At 65.5% G+C, this 20046-nt stretch carries 16 protein-coding genes and 2 pseudogenes; 13 read left to right on the forward strand and 5 right to left on the reverse strand.

All coding sequences use genetic code 11. The features are described 5' to 3' along the window. Positions 1-39: 39 nt before the first annotated feature. From yajC to ZAL01S_RS02185, 4 genes and pseudogenes are all read left to right on the forward strand, one after another. Complete coding sequence (gene yajC / locus ZAL01S_RS02170; protein ID WP_066078971.1) at positions 40-483, forward strand: preprotein translocase subunit YajC; 444 nt, start codon at positions 40-42, stop codon at positions 481-483. A 66-nt stretch (positions 484-549) separates the two neighbouring features. Continuing rightward, positions 550-2286, forward strand: coding sequence for a protein translocase subunit SecD (gene secD / locus ZAL01S_RS02175; RefSeq protein WP_066079379.1), 1737 nt, complete (start codon positions 550-552; stop codon positions 2284-2286). Beyond that, positions 2283-3275 (forward strand): annotated as a pseudogene (secF, locus tag ZAL01S_RS02180) (protein translocase subunit SecF); the annotation flags it as partial. The gene secD and the pseudogene secF, both read left to right, overlap by 4 nt. Before the next feature lie 334 nt (positions 3276-3609). Beyond that, positions 3610-5883: a RelA/SpoT family protein gene (locus ZAL01S_RS02185; RefSeq protein ID WP_066078973.1), complete on the forward strand. Its 2274-nt coding sequence runs from the start codon at positions 3610-3612 to the stop codon at positions 5881-5883. Here ZAL01S_RS02185 and ZAL01S_RS02195 read toward each other — a convergent pair. Beyond that, positions 5880-6866: pseudogene (locus ZAL01S_RS02195) on the reverse strand (IS481 family transposase). The gene ZAL01S_RS02185 and the pseudogene ZAL01S_RS02195 overlap by 4 nt on opposite strands. Then, positions 6863-8101 carry an MFS transporter gene (locus tag ZAL01S_RS02200; protein WP_066078984.1) on the reverse strand — a complete coding sequence of 413 codons (1239 nt, stop codon included), beginning with the start codon at positions 8099-8101 and terminating at the stop codon, positions 6863-6865. The pseudogene ZAL01S_RS02195 and the gene ZAL01S_RS02200 overlap by 4 nt, the downstream one beginning before the upstream one ends. A gap of 66 nt (positions 8102-8167) precedes the next feature. Here ZAL01S_RS02200 and ZAL01S_RS02205 point away from each other — a divergent pair, with 66 nt between their 5' ends. Further along, on the forward strand, positions 8168-8899 hold the full coding sequence (locus ZAL01S_RS02205; protein ID WP_066078987.1) for an ArsR/SmtB family transcription factor: 732 nt from the start codon (positions 8168-8170) through the stop codon (positions 8897-8899). Between the two features lie 27 nt (positions 8900-8926). On the opposite strand, the gene ZAL01S_RS02210 is transcribed toward ZAL01S_RS02205, so the two are convergent. From ZAL01S_RS02210 to ZAL01S_RS02220, 3 genes are all read right to left on the reverse strand, one after another. Continuing rightward, positions 8927-9484: a hypothetical protein gene (locus tag ZAL01S_RS02210; RefSeq protein ID WP_066078989.1), complete on the reverse strand. Its 558-nt coding sequence runs from the start codon at positions 9482-9484 to the stop codon at positions 8927-8929. A 111-nt stretch (positions 9485-9595) separates the two neighbouring features. Then, entirely contained in the window at positions 9596-10828 is a 1233-nt protein-coding gene (locus ZAL01S_RS02215) for a DUF349 domain-containing protein (RefSeq protein ID WP_066078992.1), read from the reverse strand. 160 nt (positions 10829-10988) lie between these two features. Then, positions 10989-11777, reverse strand: coding sequence for a peptidylprolyl isomerase (locus tag ZAL01S_RS02220; protein WP_066078993.1), 789 nt, complete (start codon positions 11775-11777; stop codon positions 10989-10991). A gap of 74 nt (positions 11778-11851) precedes the next feature. Here ZAL01S_RS02220 and ZAL01S_RS02225 point away from each other — a divergent pair, with 74 nt between their 5' ends. The 8 genes from ZAL01S_RS02225 (at position 11852) to ZAL01S_RS02260 (ending at position 20018) form a co-directional block, all read left to right on the forward strand. After that, positions 11852-13195 carry a replication-associated recombination protein A gene (locus tag ZAL01S_RS02225; protein WP_083522975.1) on the forward strand — a complete coding sequence of 448 codons (1344 nt, stop codon included), beginning with the start codon at positions 11852-11854 and terminating at the stop codon, positions 13193-13195. A 214-nt stretch (positions 13196-13409) separates the two neighbouring features. Continuing rightward, positions 13410-14039: a 30S ribosomal protein S4 gene (rpsD, locus tag ZAL01S_RS02230; RefSeq protein WP_066078995.1), complete on the forward strand. Its 630-nt coding sequence runs from the start codon at positions 13410-13412 to the stop codon at positions 14037-14039. A gap of 174 nt (positions 14040-14213) precedes the next feature. After that, complete coding sequence (locus ZAL01S_RS02235) at positions 14214-14582, forward strand: DUF948 domain-containing protein (RefSeq protein WP_066078996.1); 369 nt, start codon at positions 14214-14216, stop codon at positions 14580-14582. A 28-nt stretch (positions 14583-14610) separates the two neighbouring features. Further along, positions 14611-14820, forward strand: a complete 210-nt coding sequence (locus ZAL01S_RS02240; protein WP_066078998.1) for a hypothetical protein — start codon at positions 14611-14613, stop codon at positions 14818-14820. A 41-nt stretch (positions 14821-14861) separates the two neighbouring features. Beyond that, on the forward strand, positions 14862-17525 hold the full coding sequence (alaS, locus tag ZAL01S_RS02245; RefSeq protein ID WP_066079000.1) for an alanine--tRNA ligase: 2664 nt from the start codon (positions 14862-14864) through the stop codon (positions 17523-17525). After that, the gene (ruvX, locus tag ZAL01S_RS02250) at positions 17525-17998 is read left to right on the forward strand and encodes a Holliday junction resolvase RuvX (protein ID WP_066079001.1); all 474 of its coding nucleotides are present in this window, start codon (positions 17525-17527) and stop codon (positions 17996-17998) included. The genes alaS and ruvX overlap by 1 nt, the downstream gene beginning before the upstream one ends. Before the next feature lie 2 nt (positions 17999-18000). After that, complete coding sequence (gene mltG / locus ZAL01S_RS02255) at positions 18001-19128, forward strand: endolytic transglycosylase MltG (RefSeq protein WP_066079003.1); 1128 nt, start codon at positions 18001-18003, stop codon at positions 19126-19128. After that, entirely contained in the window at positions 19128-20018 is an 891-nt protein-coding gene (locus tag ZAL01S_RS02260; protein WP_066079005.1) for a shikimate dehydrogenase family protein, read from the forward strand. The genes mltG and ZAL01S_RS02260 overlap by 1 nt, the downstream gene beginning before the upstream one ends. Positions 20019-20046 lie beyond the last annotated feature (28 nt).

Here is a 20046-nt window from a genome sequence, read left to right on the forward strand (position 1 = left end):
GATTCACGCCGTCTAACGGCCCCAAGGGAGCACCCCCGCATGATTCTTGCCGCCCAGGCCCCTATTGGAGGCGACACCTTCACCCTCATCCTTCCCATCGCGATGCTCGTGCTGCTCGGCCTTGTGCTCTGGCGCGGCAACCGCCAGCGCAAGCAGCAGCAGGAACAGATGAAGTCGCAGCGCGTTGTGGGCGCAGAGGTGCTGACGCAGAGCGGCGTCTTCGGCACCATCGTCGACATCGACGACGAGAAGAACGTCGTCACCATCGAGTCCACCCCGGGCACCCGCCTTCGTGTCCACTCGATGACGATCGCGAGCGTCGTCTCCGACAACGAGGCTCCCGTCACGCCGAACACCGGAGCCGCTCCCGCAGACGAGACCTCGATTGAGGAGACCGTTGCCCCGGCAACGCCCGCCGAGACTGCACCCGCTGCTGACGCGGACGACATCCGCCCCGCTGACCCCGACGCTTTCACGCGCTAACCGCACCAGATCACCACGCCTCGCCGAGGCGTACCACCGCCGAAAGGCCAACACCCCGTGTCACTCATGACCCCCACCTCGCGCGGGCGAGCCAAGCAGACGAGCTTGACCGCCCGAGCCTGGCGAACGCTCGCCTGGCTGCTCGCGCTCGTCGCGGCTCTTGCCGGACTCAACTGGATCGCTGTCACGCAAGGCGGCCTCTGGACGCCGAAGCTTGCCCTTGACCTTGAGGGTGGTACGCAACTCGTCCTCCAGGCCCAGCTGCCGGAAGGTCAGGCTGAGCCGACCACCGAGCAGATGCAGCAGGCGGTCTCGATCATCCGCCAGCGTGTCGACGCTGCCGGTGTGTCCGAGGCGGAAATCACCACGCAGGGTGGCCGCAACATCGTCGTCTCGGTGCCGGGACAGATGGATGAGGCCACGCGTCAGCGTGTGGAAAGCTCGGCTCGTCTCGACTTCCGCCCGGTCATCTACGCCGACTCGGCCGCGAACTCGCAGATGATCCCGCAGGACCAGCTCCCGGAGACGATCAACCAGACGCCGACGGCTGCGCCGACCGACGCGAGTGACCCGCAGGGTATCTCTGACCAGCAGTTCATTGACTTTATCCAGTTCAACTGCGCCACGGACATCCCGAAGGCTGCCGATGTCAAGCCGGATGAGCCGATCGTCACCTGTGACGAAACCGGTCAGGAGAAGTTCGTGCTCGGCCCGGTCGAGGTTTCGGGTGAACGTATCGCTGACGCCTCGAGTGGCCTCGTGACCACCTCGCAGGGTGCGACCACCGGTCAGTGGGCTGTGAACATCCAGTTCGACGGCCAGGGCACGCAGCAGTTCGCTGAGGTGACGAAGCGACTCAACAGCTACCAGGGCCAGTCGCAGGCTCCGGAAGACCAAAACCGTACCCGCTTCGCGGTGACGCTCGACAACCGCGTCATCGTGGCCCCGACGACGAACGCCGTCATCACCGACGGTAAGCCGCAGATTACGGGTCAGACCTTCAACCAGCAAAGCTCAAAGGCACTCGCCGACCAGCTCAAGTTCGGTGCGCTCCCGTTCACCTTCGCGACGCAATCGTCGTCGTCGATCTCGGCGACGCTCGGTACCTCGCAGCTCATGAACGGTCTCATCGCTGGTGGCATCGGTCTCGCGCTCGTCGTGCTGTACTCGCTCTTCCAATACCGAGCCCTTGGCCTTGTGACCGTTGCATCGCTCATCGTGTCGGCGGGCCTGACCTACCTCGTGGTGACATTCCTCTCCTCGCAGGAGGGTTACCGACTCTCGCTCGCCGGTGTTGCCGGTTTGATTGTGGCGATCGGTATTACTGCGGACTCGTTCATCGTCTACTTCGAACGCATCAAGGATGAGCTCCGCGACGGTCGAGGCCTCGTCTCAGCTGTCGAGACCGGTTGGCAGCGCGCCTTCCGCACGATTCTGGTGTCGGACGCCGTGAACCTGCTCGTCGCATCCGTGCTCTTCGTCGTGGCAGTCGGTAACGTCCGCGGATTCGCGCTCACCCTCTTCGTGACCACCGTCATCGACCTCATCGTCGTGGCGCTGTTCACGCACCCGGTGATGCGCCTGCTCGCCCGCACCCGTTTCTTCGGCGAGGGCCACCCCGCATCCGGCCTCGACCCGCGCGCCCTCGGTGCGGTCTACCGCGGACGCGGTGAGTTCCGCGTCTCGCCGACTGCCCGCGCCTCGAAGGGCGCCTCGAAGGAAGCCAAGCGCCGCCAGACGCTCGCCGAGCGCAAGGCTCAGCAGCTCCAGGGCGCAACGACCACGAAGGAGGAGACGCGATGAGCGGACTTCGTACGCTCGGCAATGACCTCCACACCGGAGAGCGCTCGTTCAACTTTGTTGGCCGCGCGAAGATCTGGTTTCTGATCGCGCTCATCGGTATCGCGATCTCGGTGGCTGCCCCCTTCCTCCGTGGCGGCCTTGAGCTCGGTATCGAGTTCACCGGTGGTTCTGAATTCACCGTGTCCTCGCCGGCCACGAAGGACCAGCAGATCGCGACTGAGGTGGCTTCCCACTACAGCGCCACGCCTGCCCGTGTCTCGACGCTCGGTGACGGTTCGATTCGTGTCCAGACGGACACGAGCGACCCGACGGTCACGAACCAGCTCCACGATGAGCTCGCGACCGCCTACGGCACTTCGAGCGAGCAGGTTGCCGTCTCGCTCATCGGTCCGTCGTGGGGTCAGGACATCACCCGCCAGATGCTCATCGGTCTCGGTGTCTTCTTGGCGCTCGCTGCCGTGCTCATGGCGGCGTACTTCCGCACCTGGAAGATCTCGCTCGCCGCAATCCTCGCGCTCTTCCACGACCTCATCCTCACGATGGGTGTCTACGCGCTCACCGGCTTCGAAGTGACGCCGGCCACGGTCATCGGCTTCCTCACGATTCTCGGCTACTCGCTCTACGACACGATCGTCGTCTTCGACCGCGTCCGTGAGCAGACCGCGACCCACTCGCCGGACCAGCGCCACACCTTCGCTGAGCTCGTGAACCTCGCCATCAACCAGACGCTCATGCGTTCGATCAACACTTCGGTCGTGGCTGTGCTCCCGGTTGCAGCGATTCTCTTCATCGGTGCCTTCCTCATGGGTGCTGGCACGCTCCGCGACATCTCGCTCGCGCTGTTCATCGGTATCCTCGTCGGCGCAGTCTCGACGATCTTCCTCGCGGCACCGCTCTACGCGGTGCTTCGCTCGAGCGAGACCTCGATCCGTCGCATCGACCAGGCCGTGCGCATCCGCCGCGGCGAGTCCGAGTCGGACGCCATCGCCAAGACCGGTGGTAAGGAGCTCAAGACGACGAAGGAACAGGACGAAGCGACCGCGAAGCTCAAGGCCGAATCGGTGGCTCCCATCGAGCCCTCGGAGCACGCATCAAGTGCTGACGCGGACAACCCGTGGGAACTTGCCGACGCCGACGACGAGGATGAGGCAGAGCCCGCGCCGAAGCCTCGTCCGAAGAAGGCGACCAAGCGGACGAAGCGTCGTCGCTAGCGACCAACTCACCTGACCGTGAGAACTCGGCCCCGGTGGTAGCGTTGCTCCACCGGGGCCGTTTCGTGCGCGGGGTTCCGGTTTCTCTCCACCACTGTCGATCGGAGCACCTATGAGCGACCCCACGCAAACTCGCGCGTTGCGTCGCCTCGTGCCCCGCATCTTCACTCGAGCGGCTGCCGAGGAGAGCGAACTCGCACCGTTGCTGCGCGAACTTCGTCGACGCGACCCGAAAGCAGACACCGCGCTCGTCATCCGCGCCTATCAGGTTGCGCGGCGCTGTCACGAGGGGCAGTTCCGTAAGTCGGGGGAGCCGTACATCACCCACCCAATTGCGGTGTCCCACATCCTCGCTGAACTCGGCGTCGGCGCCATCACCGTCGCTGCAGCGTTGTTGCACGACACCGTCGAAGACACCGAATACTCGCTCGACGAGCTGCGGGCCGACTTCGGTGACGAAATCGCCATGCTCGTGGATGGTGTGACCAAGCTCGACAAGGTTCGCTACGGCGAGAATGCTCAGGCCGAGACCGTCCGCAAGATGGTCGTCGCGATGTCGAAGGACATCCGCGTCCTCATCATCAAGCTCGCCGACCGCCTCCACAACGCGCGAACCTGGGGCTTCATGCCGCCCGAAAAAGCAAAGGCGAAGGCCCGCGAGACGCTCGAGATTTATGCACCGCTCGCGCATCGCATGGGTATCCAGTCGATGAAGAACGAGCTGGAGGACCTCTCCTTCGCTGTTTTGCATCCGAAGGTGTACCACGAGATCGAACACCTCGTCGCGCAGCGTCAGCCGCAGCGTGAGGCCTACCTTAAGCGCTTCATTGACGAGGTCAATGCCGAGTTGCGCCTCATGCGCATTCGCGGCGAGGTCGTGGGGCGTCCGAAGGAGCTCTACTCGATCTACCAAAAGATGGTCGTGCGTAAGCGCGACTTCGACGAGATCTACGACTTGACCGCCCTACGTGTCATCGTCGACACAGTGCGCGACTGCTACGCGGTGCTCGGTGCCTTGCACGCCCGTTGGACGCCGGTCCCGGGCCGGTTCAAGGACTACATCGCCACACCCAAGTACAACCTGTACCAGTCGCTCCACACGACGGTGATCGGTCCCGAGGGCAAGCACGTCGAGATTCAGATCCGCACGCACGAGATGCACCGCCGGGCTGAGTACGGCGTCGCCGCCCACTGGATGTACAAGCAGCAGCCACCGGGATCGAGCACCGCACGTTCGGGCCGGGCCACGATCGCAACCCCGGCGAAGGCTGGCACCGAGATGGCGTGGCTCGCGCGGCTCAGCGACTGGCAGGCCGAGACGAGCGACCCGAAGGAGTTCCTCGACTCGCTCCGCTACGAGATCGGCGCGCGCGAAGTGTACGTCTTCACTCCGCAGGGCAAGGTCATCGGTCTCACCGCGAAGGCGACGCCGGTCGACTTCGCCTACGCCATCCATACGGATGTCGGTCACCGGACGATGGGCGCAAAGATCAACGGGCGCCTCTTGCCGCTGGACACGAAGCTGCAGACCGGAGATGTCGTCGAGGTGTTCACCTCGAAGAACCCGGATGCTGGCCCGAAGCAGGACTGGCTGAGCTTCGTCGCCTCGGCGCGTGCGCGGAACAAGATCCGGCAGTGGTTCTCGAAGGAACGCCGCGATGAGGCGATCGAGCACGGCCGCGATCTCGTGGCCCGCGCGATGCGCCGCAACAGCATCCCCATGCACCGGGATGCCGTCCAAGAGGCCTTCGACACGGTCGCCGCAAACCTCCGGTACGCCGACATCACCGCGCTGTACGCAGCAATCGGTGATGGGCATGTGTCTCCGCAGTCGTTCCTTGAGAAGGTCCGTACGGAACTGGGCGACGACGAGGTTGAGGACGAGCCAGAAGTCACTGAGATCGGGTCGAATGCGGCTCGGATGCCGCGTCCACGTTCGGACTCGGGTGTGCTCGTGCGCGGTGCTGCCGACATCCTCGTGAAGATTGCTCGTTGCTGCACGCCGGTGCCGGGCGATGAGATCCTCGGCTTCGTCACCCGAGGCCAGGGTGTCTCGGTGCACCGCGCCGATTGCTCGAACGCGAAGGGACTCAAGCAAGACCCGGAGCGTCTCATCGAAGTCGAGTGGGACACGAACACCTCTGGTGTGTTCCTCGTGAATATCCAGGTGGATGCGCTCGACCGGGCGGGCCTGCTCTCGGATGTCACGCGTGTGCTCTCGGAGCATCACGTCAACATCCTCTCCGCGAATCTGCACACCTCGCGCGACCGCTTCGCGATCTCCCGCTTCTCGTTCCAGATGGGCGACATCGTCCACCTCGACCGTCTGCTCAGCGCGGTCCGGCGTATTGAGGGCGTGTACGAAGTGGCGCGCGTCAAGAGCTAGCTGTACTGATCGGGGACGTTCGTTAATCGCGTGAAGGGTGGCTGGTTGCCGCAGGCGGTGTGGGGCCTGTGGTGGTTGTAGTAGTGCAGCCAGCCCTCGAGCTCACCGCGGCGCTCGGCTTCAGAGGTGTAGCAGCGGGCGTAGGCCCAGCCGTCGGCCAGGGTGCGGTGGAATCTCTCGATCTTCCCGTTGGTCTGCGGCCGATAGGGCCTGGTGCGCTTGTGCTTGATCCCGAGCTCATGGCAGGTGTCTCGCCACAGGTGTGAGCGGTAGGCGCCACCATTGTCGGACAACACCCTCTCGACGGTGACGCCACGCTAGTTGAACCACTCGACAGCCCGGACCAGCACGGCAGTGGCGGTGAGGGCGGTTTCGTCGTCATGGATCTCGGCGTAGGCGACACGGGAGTGGTCATCGATGACGGTGTGGACGTACGCCTTTCCCATCAACGGGTCCCGCCACTTGTTGTGAGGCTTGTCCGGGGTGGCAGCGCGGTTGCGGTCGCCTTGTTGTCGGCCGACGTAGCGCCAGCCCCCGCCGTCGGGGATGTTGCCGAGCTTCTTCACATCGACGTGCAGCATCGCCCCGGGATGGTCGTGCTCGTAACGGCGAACGGGCTCTCCCGTGGCGCGGTCGACATGGGAAAGCCGGTTCAGGTGCGCGTCGACCAGGATCCGATGGACCGTCGACGGGGCGATCCCGAGCCGGCACGCGAGCTGGACCGGTCCTTCGCGCAGGCGCAGGCGGAGCTGGATGCAACGCCTGGTCGTGGCTTGGCTGGTCTTGTTCGGCGACCGGTGGGGCCGTGAAGAGCGGTCCTGCATGGACTGGCCGGTGCTGTAGCGGTCGGCCCAGCGCTTCACGGTGGGCCAGGAGACCTGGAATCGGGCTGCGACGTCGCTGACCGGCCAGCCCTGGTCGACCACGAGCCGGGCGACGATCAGTCGGTGGCGGGGTGTGAGGGCAGCGTTGGGGTGGCTCATCGCGGGTTCTTCCTCGACCTGCGGGAGCGGGTGAAAGTGACCAAGACCAGGACGGCTGCTCCGACCCACCAAAGTCCTGCTGCGGCTCCGGTTCTCACGAGCAGCGGCGTTCCGCTCCACCATCCGGCTGCCCAGCCTCCGAGGGCCACGCCGAGGCTGGTTCCTGTCTGTCGGAGGGCGTTGTTGAGCCCGCTGGCCACTCCTGGGCGGCCGGGCCAGGCGGACAGGCTTTCGCCCACGATGGCGGAGGTCATCAACCCGAGGCCGACCCCGATGCCCAGCAGCCCTGGGGCGAGACCCATGGTTCCCGGCAGCCAGCCCAGCGTCGCGAGTCCCACGGCGCCGACGGCGAATCCCAGGGCAGCGACGCGGCGTCGGCCGAGGCGGACGACAGCCCTCCCCGAGAGGGGGCCGAGCACGACGAATGGCGCTGTGGCGAGCAACAGCAGCAGTCCAGTCGGCCCGGCACCCATCCCGAGCCCGGACTGCAAGTGGACCGTGATGGCCTGGAGAGTGCCGTTCGCGCCCGAGGTCATCATCGCTGCCGCGATGACGGACCCGACCAGCGCACGCTTGGCCATCTCGCCTCGACCAGCGGCGGCGGGCGGGCCGGCGTGCAGGGCCGCAGGGCGAGCCGCATACAGCTGGCGCCCGGTCCCCCACGCGGCGAAGAGGCCGAGGGGCACATTGATCCAGAACACGGCCCGCCATGACAGCGCGGCGACGAGTAGACCGCCCACGGCGGGTCCCAGCGCGGTCGCCACGGCGCTGATGCTCGACCAGGCCCCCAAGGCCTTGGCTCGCTCACCGGGCTCGGGCCATGCCTGGCTCAGGGCGGCCAACCCGGCCGGCAGCATCACAGCAGCAGCCAACCCCTGACCCCAGCGGGCCGTCAGGACCACGAGCCATGTCCCGGCCAGCCCTCCGAGCAGCGACGCGGCGGTGAACACGGTGATGCCGGCCAGCAGGGCGTGACGTGGCCCGATGCGGTCGACCAACCACCCGGCGGGCAGCAGCGCGAGGGCGAGGGGCACGGTGTAGGCATCCACGACCTGGGCCCAGCGTGCCACGGGCACATGGAAGGTGCGGCCGACCGTGGGCATCGCCACGTTCATGGCCAACACGTCCAGCAGCACCAGGAACATGGGGATGCACAACACTACGAGCAGGAATGTCCCGCCGTTGCTGCGGGCACCACCCCGGTGTGAGGCGGGGGCATCAGGAGAGAGGTTCATGCCTACCACGATGAGGTGTGGACGCTTCGGTGGCGGTCGAAGTGTGACGGGGTGAGGATGGGTGCCATGGACCCACAGCCAGACATCGCCTCGGTGGCCGCGCACTTCGCCGAACGGTCACGCGCCGCGATGATGCTCGAACTGCTCGACGGCAACGCCCGCCCCGTGACGCGCCTGGCCCAGGTGGCAGGGGTGCGCACCTCCACCGCCAGCGAGCACCTGTCCCGCCTGGCGGGGGCAGGACTGCTCGTCGTCGAGCCCGAGGGACGGGTGCGTCGCTACCGGCTCGCAGGCCCCCACGTCGCGGTGGTCCTGGAGTCGTTGATCCCTCTGGCCTCCACCCCTGGCGTCACGGGGCTACGCCAGGCCAGCCAGTGGGACCGGTTGCGGGTGGCGCGCAGCTGCTACGACCACCTGGCCGGCAGTCTGGGCACCGACATCCTGGCGGGCCTAGTCGAGGTCGAGACGCTGCGCCGCACCGACGGCATCCAGGGCACCGTTCGGGGTCCGCTCGATGCCATCGCCGGCCCGACGGCCACCGGCTACGTGCTGGGTCCCCACGCTGCCCAGCACTTCGCCTGGATCGGTGTTGACCTCGCCGTGGTGCAGGCTGGGCGTCGTCCCCTGCTGAAGGTGTGTACGGACTGGACCGAGCAACGCCACCACCTCGCTGGAGGACTCGGAGCCGCGCTCATGCGCGCCCTCATCGACCGAGGGTGGATCGAACGCCGCCCCGGACGGCGCGACCTCCTAATCCACAAACCAGAGGACATTTATGACTGGCTCACCACTGCCTGACTCGGTCAACGTCTCCGGTCAGTACAGCTAGCTCGCGGCCTGCACCCGGTAGAGCTGACGGCGAAGGCCAGTGATTCCTGACACACGGCCTGCATGCTCAAGCTCGAGCAAGACTTCACGTGCCGAGACGCCGAACGTGGCAAGCCAATGTTCGATGAGCGCCACATCGTCCGAAGACACGTTCCGGAGTTCATCGAAGGCAGCACGCGCACGAGTGACGACCCAGACACCCGCAATTCGTTCCCGCGAGGCCTCTGGAATGATCCGCTCGTAGCGGGTGATGTGCGGATGCCCCAAGCGGACGCCACCACGCGTCGTCGCAAGCTCGAGTTCCTCAGGCTGCGTGCCGCCCAAGTGGATCCATCGGGCGACATCGCCGATGACCGTTTCGCGTTCTCGCACGAGGTGCGCGATGGCAGAGGCTCGGGTTTCGGGGGAGAGGGACGTATCAACTGAGGTCCAGCCCTCCGTGATGCCGCCTCCGGCTCGCCAGAGCACCCCGTCGAGCTCCATCGCCATGAGTTCAGCGGTGGGGAAGTCGATGAGTTCGCGAGGGCGCAAATCTGCCGTGTAGACGTCGTTCACGCGACCATGATGACGAGATTCGTCACCTGCTGCAGCGGACGGCCCAAAAAGCTGTGGATAACAGCAGCGGGGTCCTGAGCCGAAGCCCAGAACCCCGCAATGTGTGCATAACTAGTTGCCGAGCGCGCCCAGCCACACGCGGCGTGCCTCAAGCGCCTCCTCGGCGGCCTTGACACCCGCAGTGTCACCCTTGGCTTCTGCCTCAGCGCGCTCAGCCTCGAGTTTCTCGATGGCCTCTTCGAGCTGGCCGCGAAGGCCTGCACTGCGGGCCTTCTTCTCGGGGTCGGCGTTGCGCCAGTGCTCATCGTCGAGCTTGCGAACGTGCTGCTCGATCTGACGGAGTTCGTCTTCGATCTGGCGGAAGCGGCCGCGCGGCACCTTGCCGATTTCATCCCAGCGGCGCTGGATGTCAATGAGCTTCTCGCGGGCGGCCTTGCGGTCGGTCATCTCAAGGATGGGCTTTGCCTCAACGAGGAGCGCTTCCTTGAGTTCGAGGTTGCCCGTGAACTCTTCGTCTTCCTTCGCGAGGATTTCCTGCTTCGCTTGGAAAAGGACGTCACCGGCAGCCTTGAACTGCGCCCAGAGTGCGTCGTCGTGCTTGCGGCCGGCTCGGCCAGCGGCCTTCCACTCGTCGAGGAGTCGACGGTAGTCGGGGATGGCGTCAGCACCACGGGGTGCAAGCTCTTCTGCGCGCTGGATGAGCTTCTGCTTTGCGTCACGAGCCTGCTTGTGCTGGGCGTCGAGCTCAGCGAAGAAGGCACGGCGCTCGGCATCAAGCGTCGTGCGGGCCGTGCGGAAACGCTTCCAGAGTGCGTTCGCTTCCTGCTTCGGCAGGCGCGGGCCCGTCTGCTGGTGGTTCTGCCAGCGAGCGAAGAGTTCGTCGATCTTCGCCGTGGTCTGCTTCCACTGGATCTGCTTCGGGTTCTGGGCGGCGAGCTGCTCGATCTCGACGACGATGCCCTCGCGGTGGGCGAGTGCTTCGGCGAGTTCAGCGGCCTGGGCCTCCTGCTGCTCCTTGCTGAGCTCCGTGACCGTGCCACCGAGCGCCTCAAGGCGAGCGCTGAGCGAGGCGAGGTCGCCGACCGCGTTCGCACCATCAAGCTGTTCCTTCAGGTGCGCGACCGACTTCGCGACGTCCTGGGCAGGGGCGCCATTGCGCACGCGCTGCTCGAGGAGGACAAGCTGCCCCTCGAGGTCCTGGAACTTGCGGACAAAGTAGGCGAGCGCCTCGTCAGGGGTGCCGTCCGGGTATTGACCAACGACACGCTCCGTGCCGTTTTCAATGACATACACGGTGCCGTCTTCGTCGACGCGGCCCCACTGGTTCTCGGGAAGAGCAGACATTCAGGTGTTCCCTCGGTGTCGGAATCCGCGCGGACGCGCGGGTCTGATCCATGCTAGGGCATAGAGGTGACCGGGTTCACGCAACTGGGCGCTGCCACGCAAAGCACTCGGGGCGAGACGGCTTCTCCGCCACCTCGCCCCGACGGAACCGCGCGGGGTGCTACTTGAGTTCGAGCTTCTCGAGCGTCGTGGGAACCGTCGGCTCGCCATCGCCGGTACCGTCCTTGACGCCCTTGTCGGTGACCTGCGCTATGAGCTCGTCAAGGCCCTTCGTCACCTTGCCCATGATCGTGTAGCCACCGGCCGAGTCGCTCGGGATCGTGGAGTCCTCGGTGACGATGAAGAACTGGCTACCCATGCTCTCGGCGTTGCCGCCCTGGCGTGCCATCGCGATGGTGCCAGCGGGGTAGAGGTCATCCTTCGGTGCATTCTCGATCGGACCCCACTGGTAGCCGGGGCCGCCAGTGCCCTTGCCGGTCGGGTCACCGCACTGCAGGACGAAGATGCCCTCAGTCGTGAGGCGGTGGCAGGGCGTGCCCTCGTAGAAACCGCTCTGGGCGAGCGAGACGGCGTTCGCGACCGCCTGCGGCGCCTTCGCGCCGTCGTACTCCACGTCGAGCGCGATGCCGTTGATTGTCATCTCACCCTTCCAGGTGCGCGATTCGGCAAGGCTCGGGTCGGGCACATTCGCGGCCGGAGTGGTTTCGTTAGCCGCCGGAGTTGTCGAGGTCTGGGCTGCAGCATCTTGCGCGGGCGGGGTTGCGCCGGGGCCGATCGCGAAGAAGGCCACCTGCAGGGCTGCCGTGGCGAACGCCACAACACCAAGACCGATGAGCGAGCGACGGTTGTCACGCGAGGAACGCTCGTGCTGCAGCTCGTAGACCGCCTTCTTCGCCGCATACTCTCGGGCGCGGCGGCGCTGCTCGCGATTGGACGTTCCTTGAGCCACTAGCTACTCCAGACGTGTTGAGAGATGGGGTGCGTGACAGACACGCACCCGGCGAGTTTACTAACATCCAGGCCATGAGCGATCGTTCCCCCGCGCTGCACTCGACAAGTGCGCCGCTTGCCGCACGCATGCGGCCGCGTTCGCTCGATGAAGTCGTCGGGCAGCGGCACCTCTTGCGTCCCGGCTCGCCGCTGCGCACCCTCGCGTCACCGGATGCTGCTGAGCAGGCAGGTGTGTCCGTCATCCTCTGGGGCCCGCCAGGCACCGGCAAGACGACGCTCGCACAGGCCCTCGCAACGACATCCGGTCGTCGGTTCGTGCAGCTCTCGGCCATCCAGGCCGGCGTGAAGGATGTCCGCAAAGCCATGGATGATGCGCTCACGCAGCGCGACCTCTACGGCATGAATACGCTCCTCTTCCTCGACGAGATTCACCGCTTTACGAAGGCGCAACAGGACGCACTGTTGCCGGGTGTCGAACAGGGGTGGGTGACGCTCGTCGCGGCGACGACCGAGAATCCGTCCTTCTCGGTCATTTCGCCGCTGCTCTCGCGGAGTCTGCTCCTCACCCTCCAGCCGCTCGATGACGCAGATCTCGGCGAACTGCTCCGGCGCGCGCTCACTGACCCGCGCGGTGTTCCAGGAGAGCTCGCGCTCGATGAGGAAGCACAGCGGGCCATCATCCAGTTCGCATCGGGCGACGCGCGTCGCGCCCTCACGACGCTGGAAGCATCCGCGGCAAGCGCTCACGACGAGGGCGCGACGACGATTACTGCCGAACATGTCGCCGCGGCAAGTGATCAGGCCCTCCTGCGATACGACCGTGACGGCGACGAGCACTACGACGTCATCTCGGCCTTCATCAAATCGATCCGGGGGAGTGACCCGGATGCTGCACTCCACTACCTTGCCCGAATGATCGTCGCGGGTGAGGACCCCCGCTTTATTGCCCGGCGCCTCATTATCTCCGCGAGCGAAGACATCGGTATGGCCGATCCGAGTGCCCTCGGCGTCGCAGTATCTGCGGCCCAGGCGGTCCAGCTCATCGGTATGCCCGAGGGACGGATTCCGCTCAGCGAAGCGACGGTCTATCTCGCGACCGCTCCGAAGTCGAACGCCGCCTACCTGGCTATCGACGAGGCAATCGCCGATGTGAAGTCCGGGCGCGCGGGCCGCGTCCCGAATCACTTGCGCGATGCTCACTACGCCGGGGCCAAGCGACTCGGGCACGGAGCCGGATACCGCTATCCGCACGACGACGAGCTTGGTGTCCTCACGCAGCAATATCTGCCGGACACCCTCCGCGGCGCCGAGTACTACCAACCGAAACAACTCGGTTTCGAACGCGAAGTTCACCCGCGGCTTGCGAAACTCCGACGCATTACGCGTGGCGAAGACCGCGAGAAGCCACTAAGCTGATTCGGTCACTGCATTGGATTGATCTGCGGCTGGATCCCCAATGCCTGCGACGGCCTCTGTAGCCGAGCCGTCGACGACACCCGAATCGCACCGAGTGCGGTTCACCGCGTTTGACGCATCCACAGGAGTTTTGCGCTCTCATCGAGACCGCCTCCGGATGCGGAGCACTCCATCTGCGCGCTCACGCGCGCCAAACGATCCGAAAGGCTCATTCATGTCCAAGACCTCCCGCACCCGTTCGAAGGTGCGCCTCTCCCGCGCCCTCGGCGTGGCCCTCACCCCGAAGGCTGCCCGCGCGATGGAGAAGCGTCCCTACGCTCCCGGCCAGCACGGCCGCACGCGCCGCAAGACCGACTCCGACTTCGCAGTGCGTCTGCGCGAGAAGCAGCGTCTGCGCGCCCAGTACGGTCTCCGCGAGAAGCAGCTTCGCATCGTCTTCGAAGAGGCTCGCCGTACCGCAGGCCTCACCGGTGAGAACCTCGTTGAGCTCCTCGAGATGCGCCTCGACGCACTCGTGCTCCGCGCAGGCTTTGCCCGCACGACCGCTCAGGCTCGCCAGATGGTCGTCCACCGCCACATCCTCGTTGACGGCAAGATCGTTGACCGCCCCTCGTTCCGTGTGAAGCCGGGCCAGCAGATCCACGTCAAGCCGCGTTCGGAAGAGCGTGAGATGTTCCAGGTTGCCGCTGCCGGTGGCCACGCTGAGGTGCTTCCCCCGGTTCCGGGTTACCTCTCGGTTGAGCTCGACAAGCTCCAGGCTGTGCTCACGCGCCGCCCGAAGCGTGCCGAGGTGCCGATCCAGTGTGACGTCCAGCTCGTCGTTGAGTACTACGCAGCTCGCTAGTACCTCCCTGCAAAAGGGGCCCATCGCTTCGGCGGTGGGCCCCTTTCCCGTTCGCGCACACCTCATTCACGCAACGCGGGGATGAAGCGGGGCACTATCATCGACAGAGTGCCCAAAGCGGGTACGGTGCGGTGACGCAGACCGCGCCTCAACAAGCTGATGGAGACAATGCATATGACCGGTGGCGACATCGCAGGCCTCATTGCAGCGGGCGTGTTCCTCATTCTCGTGGCCCTGCTCGCAGTTCCCCTCATCAAGCTTGGCGGTGTCCTCGACGAGCTCCGCAAGGGCATCCGCGAGTCGGTCGACTCGATTACCCCGACGCTCGCGGAAACGCAGATCACCGTTCGCGAGACGAACAAGCAGCTTCAGAAGGTCGACACGATCACGAACCACGTGTCCGACACGACGAACAACGTCTCGAGCCTCGTCGCGCTCACCGCGGCCACGGTCGGTGGCCCGCTCATCAAGCTCGCTGGCTTCACGGCCGCGGCACGCGCTGGCATCATGAGCCTGCGCGGCGCGAAGAAGCGTTCCCGCTAGTCCCGTCACCACCACAAGGAGAGACGTCATGCGTACCACCATTGGTGTTGTCGCCGGCATCGCCGCCGGTTTGACCATCGCGCACTTCGTGAACAAGACCGAGCGCGGCCACGCGTTCTTCACGCAGGTCAACGAGCAGCTTGACGGCTTCGGTGAAGCCATCCGCGCTGGCTACGACGCCCGCGTCGAAGAGCTCGAGCACGTCATCGCCGAGCAAGACCGCGCTCACCGCGCCTAACTTCATCCCATCCCACTACGTCTTCGAGAGATTCGACGCACATGCGCACTGCAGAAATTCGCCAGCGTTACCTTGACTTCATGGAGTCCAAGGGACACCTCATCGTCCCCTCAGCTTCGCTCGTGAGTGACGACCCCTCGGTCATGTTCAACATCGCTGGCATGGTGCCGATGGTGCCGTACCTGCTCGGGTCCGAGCAGCCGCCGCGCACCCGCATGGCCGATGTGCAAAAGTGCATCCGCACGAACGACATCGAAGAGGTCGGCAAGACCCCGCGCCACGGCACCTTCTTCCAGATGCTCGGTAACTGGTCGTTCGGCGACTACTTCAAGCGCGAAGCCATCACCTGGGCGTGGGAGTTCCTCACGGGCCCCGAAGAAGAAGGCTGCCTCGCGTTCCCGAAGGACCGCATGTGGGCAACCGTCTTCGAGACGGACGATGAGGCCGAATCGCTCTGGTACGAGTGCACCGACATCGCTGAGGGCCGCGTGCAGCGTCTCGGCCGCTCGGACAACTACTGGCACATGGGTCAGGCTGGCCCGGGTGGCCCCGACTCCGAGATCTTCTACGACCTCGGTCCCGAATTTGGTCCCGACGGCGGCCCGACCACCGGCCACGACCGCTACGTCGAGGTCTGGAACCTCGTGTTCATGCAGGACCTCCTCGGCGAGGTTCGTTCGAAGGTCGACTTCGACATCATCGGCGAGCTCCCGAAGAAGAACATTGACACCGGCATGGGCCTCGAGCGCATCGCGTTCATCAAGCAGGGTGTCAACAACATGTACGAGATCGACGAGGTTCGCCCGGTGCTCGACCGCGCCGCAGAACTCGCCGGTGTCGAATACGGCGCCAACCGCGATGACGACGTCCGCCTTCGCGTGATTGCCGACCACGTCCGCTCGGGCCTCATGCTCATGTCGGACGGCGTTGCTCCCGGCAATGAGGGCCGCTCGTACATCCTCCGCCGCCTGCTTCGCCGCGCCATCCGCGCGATGCGTCTGCTCGGTGTGGAAGGCCCGACGCTGCCGGAGCTGCTCCCGCTCTCACACGCAGTCATGTCGGAGGGCTACCCGGAGGTCGCTGCAAACTTCGAACGCGTGCAGCGCCTCGCCTACGCGGAAGAGCAGACGTTCTTGAAGACCCTCGAGCAGGGCACGGCCATCCTCGACGAGGCCGTCAAGGAAACGAAGGCGCAGGGCTCGCAGAGCCTCTCGAGCAAGACCGCCTTCCTTCTGCACGACACCTTCGGCTTCCCGATCGACCTCACGATGGAAATGGCCGAAGAAGCAGGCCTCACCGTCAGCCGCCAGGCCTTCGACGAGCTCATGAGCGAGCAGCGTGCACGTGCGAAGGCTGATGCCAAAGCGAAGCGCACCGCTCACGCCGACACGAGCGTGTACTCGGCGATTCGTGCGCAGGGTGAGACGGTCTTCACCGGCTACGAGCAGCTCAACCAGGAGACCGAAGTCCTCGGCATCCTGAAGGATGGTGTCTCCGTCTCGAGCACACGCGCTGGCGAGACCGTCGAACTTATCCTCAAGGAAACCGCGCTCTACGCAGAGTCCGGCGGCCAGGAAGCCGACTCCGGCACGATCCTCGGCACAGGCAATGGATTTGTCGCAGATGTCGTTGATGTGCAGAAGCCGGTGCCGGGTCTCGTCAGCCACACCGTCACTGTGAGCCAGGGCGAAATCGGTGTCGGCGAGCGCGTCGAGACCGTCGTGGATCCTGCCTACCGCCGCGCTGCCTGCCAAGCGCACTCGGCAACCCACCTCATCCACGCCGCCCTCCGCGACGTGCTCGGCCCCGACGCACACCAATCCGGCTCGTACAACAAGGCCGGCTACATGCGCCTCGACTTCGCGTGGACGCAGCCGCTTTCCGCTGAGACGCGCTCTGAGCTCGAAGAGATCGCCAACAGCGCGATTCGCCAGAACTACGAGGTCGTCACCCGCGAAATGGCGCTCGACGAGGCGAAGGCCATGGGCGCCCGCGCGCTCTTCGGTGAGAAGTACGGCGCTGTCGTGCGTATGGTCGACATCGGCGGTGAGTGGTCGCGCGAACTCTGCGGTGGTACCCACGTGGGCAGCTCGGCAGAGATCGGCATCATCAACCTTGTGAGCGAGTCCTCCGTGGGCTCGGCGAACCGCCGAATCGAGTCGCTCGTCGGCAAGGACGCGTTCAAGGACTTCGCCGCTGAGCGCGCGATTGTGAACCAGCTGAGTCAGAACCTCAAGGCTCCGCGCGAGCAGCTTGGTGAGCGTGTCCAGGATCTCGTCCAGCAGCTCAAGCAGGCGCAGAAGCGCATCCAGGAGCTCGAGGCTCGCCAGCTCGCGCAGCGTGTGCCCGAACTCGTGGCGGGTGCCGTTCGCGGTGCACGCGGCGCAGTCGTGGCAGCATCGATCGGCGAGGTCCCCTCAGGCGATGAGCTGCGCACGCTCGTGCTTCGCGTGCGCGAACAGCTTGGCACCGAGGCCGCGACGGTCGCCCTCGCAGGTGTCGCGAATGAGCGTCCGCTCGTCGTCATTGCCACGAACGAAGCCTCCCGTGAAGCGGGCGTTCAGGCTGGTGCGCTCGTGCGTATCGCAGCCGGCGTGCTCGGCGGCGGTGGCGGCGGCAAGGACGATGTCGCACAGGGCGGTGGCCAGGACGCCAGCCAGATCGAGGCTGCCCTTGCGGCGGTTCGAACGGAGCTGGGCGTCTAGTGCGCAGCGGGGTCCGACTCGGCATCGACGTCGGGAAGGCTCGGATCGGGGTTGCCCGATCCGACTTCCACGGCATGCTCGCATCCCCGGTTGAGACCGTGCCACGTGATCTTGAGGGTGACGCGCACGTCAAGCCACTTGTGACACTCATCCAGGAACATGAGGCGATCGAGGTGCTCATCGGGCTCCCACTTGCGCTCTCGGGCAACGAGACCGCGTCCACGCAGGATGCGCGAAAGGTCGCCGAGCAGCTTGCCGCCGTGTGTCCCGTCCCGATTCGCTACGTGGACGAGCGTCTGTCGACGGTGAGTGCTTCCGTGCAACTTCGTGCCTCGGGCAAGAAGCCGAGCCGGTCGCGCGATCGCATTGACCAGTTGGCCGCCGTCGTCATCCTGCAGAACGCCCTCGAAGCGGAGCGATCGAGTGGTCGTCCCCCCGGAACCCTGTTGAACGACGAGTCGGAGGTGCGCTGATCATGGCCTCATTTGACGAGCTGCTGAGCGGCGACACCGAGGCGAGCGGCCACGAACGACGGAGCCGCCGCGAGAAGGAGCGAGCGTCCAAGAAGCCGCGCGTCGTTCGACTGATTGCGCTCGTGCTCGTAGGCGCGGCAATCATGGCCGGCGGAATCATGATCGCACCAACAGTCATGAAGATGTTTGCTGGCAACGACTTCAGCGGAGCAGGAAACGGAACGCCCGCCGAGTTCGCCATCACCGAGGGCGACACCGGCACCGACATCGCCGAACGTCTCGAAGCGGCTGGCATCGTCAAGTCGAGCGAGGCTGTGCTCGATGAGCTGCGTTCACGCTCCGAAGAACCGGTCTTTCAGCCCGGCACGTACACTCTGCAGCTCGAAATGAGCGCAGCGGCTGCCATCGACGCGCTCATCGACCCGGCAAACCGAGTCACCGGACGCGTTGTCATCCCGGAGGGCACCGCGCAGAAGCAGGTGTTTGAGCTCATCGCCGACAGCACGAAGGTGTCCGTGGAGGAGCTCGAAGCCGCCGCCAAGGACCCGCAGGCCTTCGGCCTTCCCGAGGAAGCGGAGTCGCTTGAGGGCTTCCTTTTCCCGGCGAGCTACGAGTTCGATCCCTCGTTCGACGCGAAGGCCATCCTTGAGACGATGGTGAAGCGCAGCATCCAGGCCCTTGACGAGCACGGTGTGCCCGCGGATCGCCGCTGGGAGGTCGTGCGCCTTGCCTCGCTCGTGCAGCGTGAGGCTGGTCTCGCAGAGGACTTCCCGAAGGTTGCCCGCGTCTTCCTCAACCGAATCGACGAAGGCATGAAGCTGCAATCGGATGCGACCGTCGCCTACGGCAGCGGCAACACGCACCGGGTGACCACGACCGACGAAGAGCGTGCCGACGCGTCGAACGAGTACAACACCTACGTGCACGATGGTCTCGTCGTGAAACCGATCTCGAATCCGGGTGATGTGGCGATCGACGCGGCCATGCATCCCGCCGACGGCAAGTGGCTCTTCTTCGTCACCTGGAACCTCGACACGGGTGAAACGATCTTCTCGAACACCTTCGAGGAGCACGAAGTCGCGGTTGCCAAGTGGCAGGCGTGGATGGAAGAGCACCCGGAGTACCAGTAATGGCCCTCTCACACATCCAGGCCGCCGTGCTCGGTTCACCGATCGCGCACTCCAAATCGCCGCTCCTGCATGCGGCCGGCTATGAGGCACTCGGCGTGACGGGCTGGGACTACACACGCGTTGAACTCGACGAGGAGGCCTTTGACGGCTGGCTGCAGTCCCGCGGCTTCGGATGGCGAGGCGTCTCGGTCACGATGCCGCTCAAGGGCGCAGCGCTCGAATCAGCTTCCTGGACGGACGAACTCGCCGAGCTCACCGGAGCAGCAAACACGCTCGTGTTTGCAACACCCGAGCCAGATGCTCCATGCGCGGCCTGGAACACAGACATCCACGGGATCGCGGAAGCCCTCCGCGAAGCGGGCACCGTCAGTGCACCACAGGTCGACATTCTCGGCGCGGGCGCCAGCTGTGCGAGCGCCATTGCCGCACTCACGAGCTTCGACGCGCAGAAGGTACGGATCATCGCCCGCAGCGAAACCCGGGCGGCCGGTCGGCTCGAACTTGTCGAGCGCCTCGGGATGCAAGCAGAGTTCGTGCCCCTCGCTGAGTGGGGGAGCGCATGCGGTTCGACACTTGTCATGAGCACGCTGCCGGGCACCGTTGGCGGGTCCCTCCACCCGTGTGAGGAGCTCGTCTCCGAGAGCGCCCTTTTTGACGTCGTCTATGCCCCGTGGCCAAGCCCCCTCGCCACGCGCTGGTTTGCTGCCGAACGGGGCGTCATCGGGGGAGAAGCGATGCTGCTCCACCAGGCGGTCGAGCAACTGCGCCTCATGACCAGCGTCCGCAGCGACGAAGAACACACCGCCTGGGGCTTGCCAAACATCGATTGGGATCACGCAACCGTTGTGCGTGTGACCGCCGCCCTGCGCGCAGCACTCGCATCTGCCTGAGGAATCACCCCAGCGCCGCATGGGAGAA

This window comes from [Zimmermannella] alba NBRC 15616 (assembly GCF_001570905.1).
Taxonomy (GTDB): domain Bacteria; phylum Actinomycetota; class Actinomycetes; order Actinomycetales; family Microbacteriaceae; genus Pseudoclavibacter; species Pseudoclavibacter albus.

Coding starts and splice junctions, on each gene's coding strand:
- yajC (WP_066078971.1), top strand. CDS start 40: ATGATTCTTGCCGCCCAGGCCCCTATTGGAGGCGACACCTTCACCCTC.
- secD (WP_066079379.1), top strand. CDS start 550: ATGACCCCCACCTCGCGCGGGCGAGCCAAGCAGACGAGCTTGACCGCC.
- ZAL01S_RS02185 (WP_066078973.1), top strand. CDS start 3,610: ATGAGCGACCCCACGCAAACTCGCGCGTTGCGTCGCCTCGTGCCCCGC.
- ZAL01S_RS02200 (WP_066078984.1), bottom strand. CDS start 8,101: ATGAACCTCTCTCCTGATGCCCCCGCCTCACACCGGGGTGGTGCCCGC.
- ZAL01S_RS02205 (WP_066078987.1), top strand. CDS start 8,168: ATGGACCCACAGCCAGACATCGCCTCGGTGGCCGCGCACTTCGCCGAA.
- ZAL01S_RS02215 (WP_066078992.1), bottom strand. CDS start 10,828: ATGTCTGCTCTTCCCGAGAACCAGTGGGGCCGCGTCGACGAAGACGGC.
- ZAL01S_RS02225 (WP_083522975.1), top strand. CDS start 11,852: ATGAGCGATCGTTCCCCCGCGCTGCACTCGACAAGTGCGCCGCTTGCC.
- rpsD (WP_066078995.1), top strand. CDS start 13,410: ATGTCCAAGACCTCCCGCACCCGTTCGAAGGTGCGCCTCTCCCGCGCC.
- ZAL01S_RS02235 (WP_066078996.1), top strand. CDS start 14,214: ATGACCGGTGGCGACATCGCAGGCCTCATTGCAGCGGGCGTGTTCCTC.
- ZAL01S_RS02240 (WP_066078998.1), top strand. CDS start 14,611: ATGCGTACCACCATTGGTGTTGTCGCCGGCATCGCCGCCGGTTTGACC.
- alaS (WP_066079000.1), top strand. CDS start 14,862: ATGCGCACTGCAGAAATTCGCCAGCGTTACCTTGACTTCATGGAGTCC.
- mltG (WP_066079003.1), top strand. CDS start 18,001: ATGGCCTCATTTGACGAGCTGCTGAGCGGCGACACCGAGGCGAGCGGC.
- ZAL01S_RS02260 (WP_066079005.1), top strand. CDS start 19,128: ATGGCCCTCTCACACATCCAGGCCGCCGTGCTCGGTTCACCGATCGCG.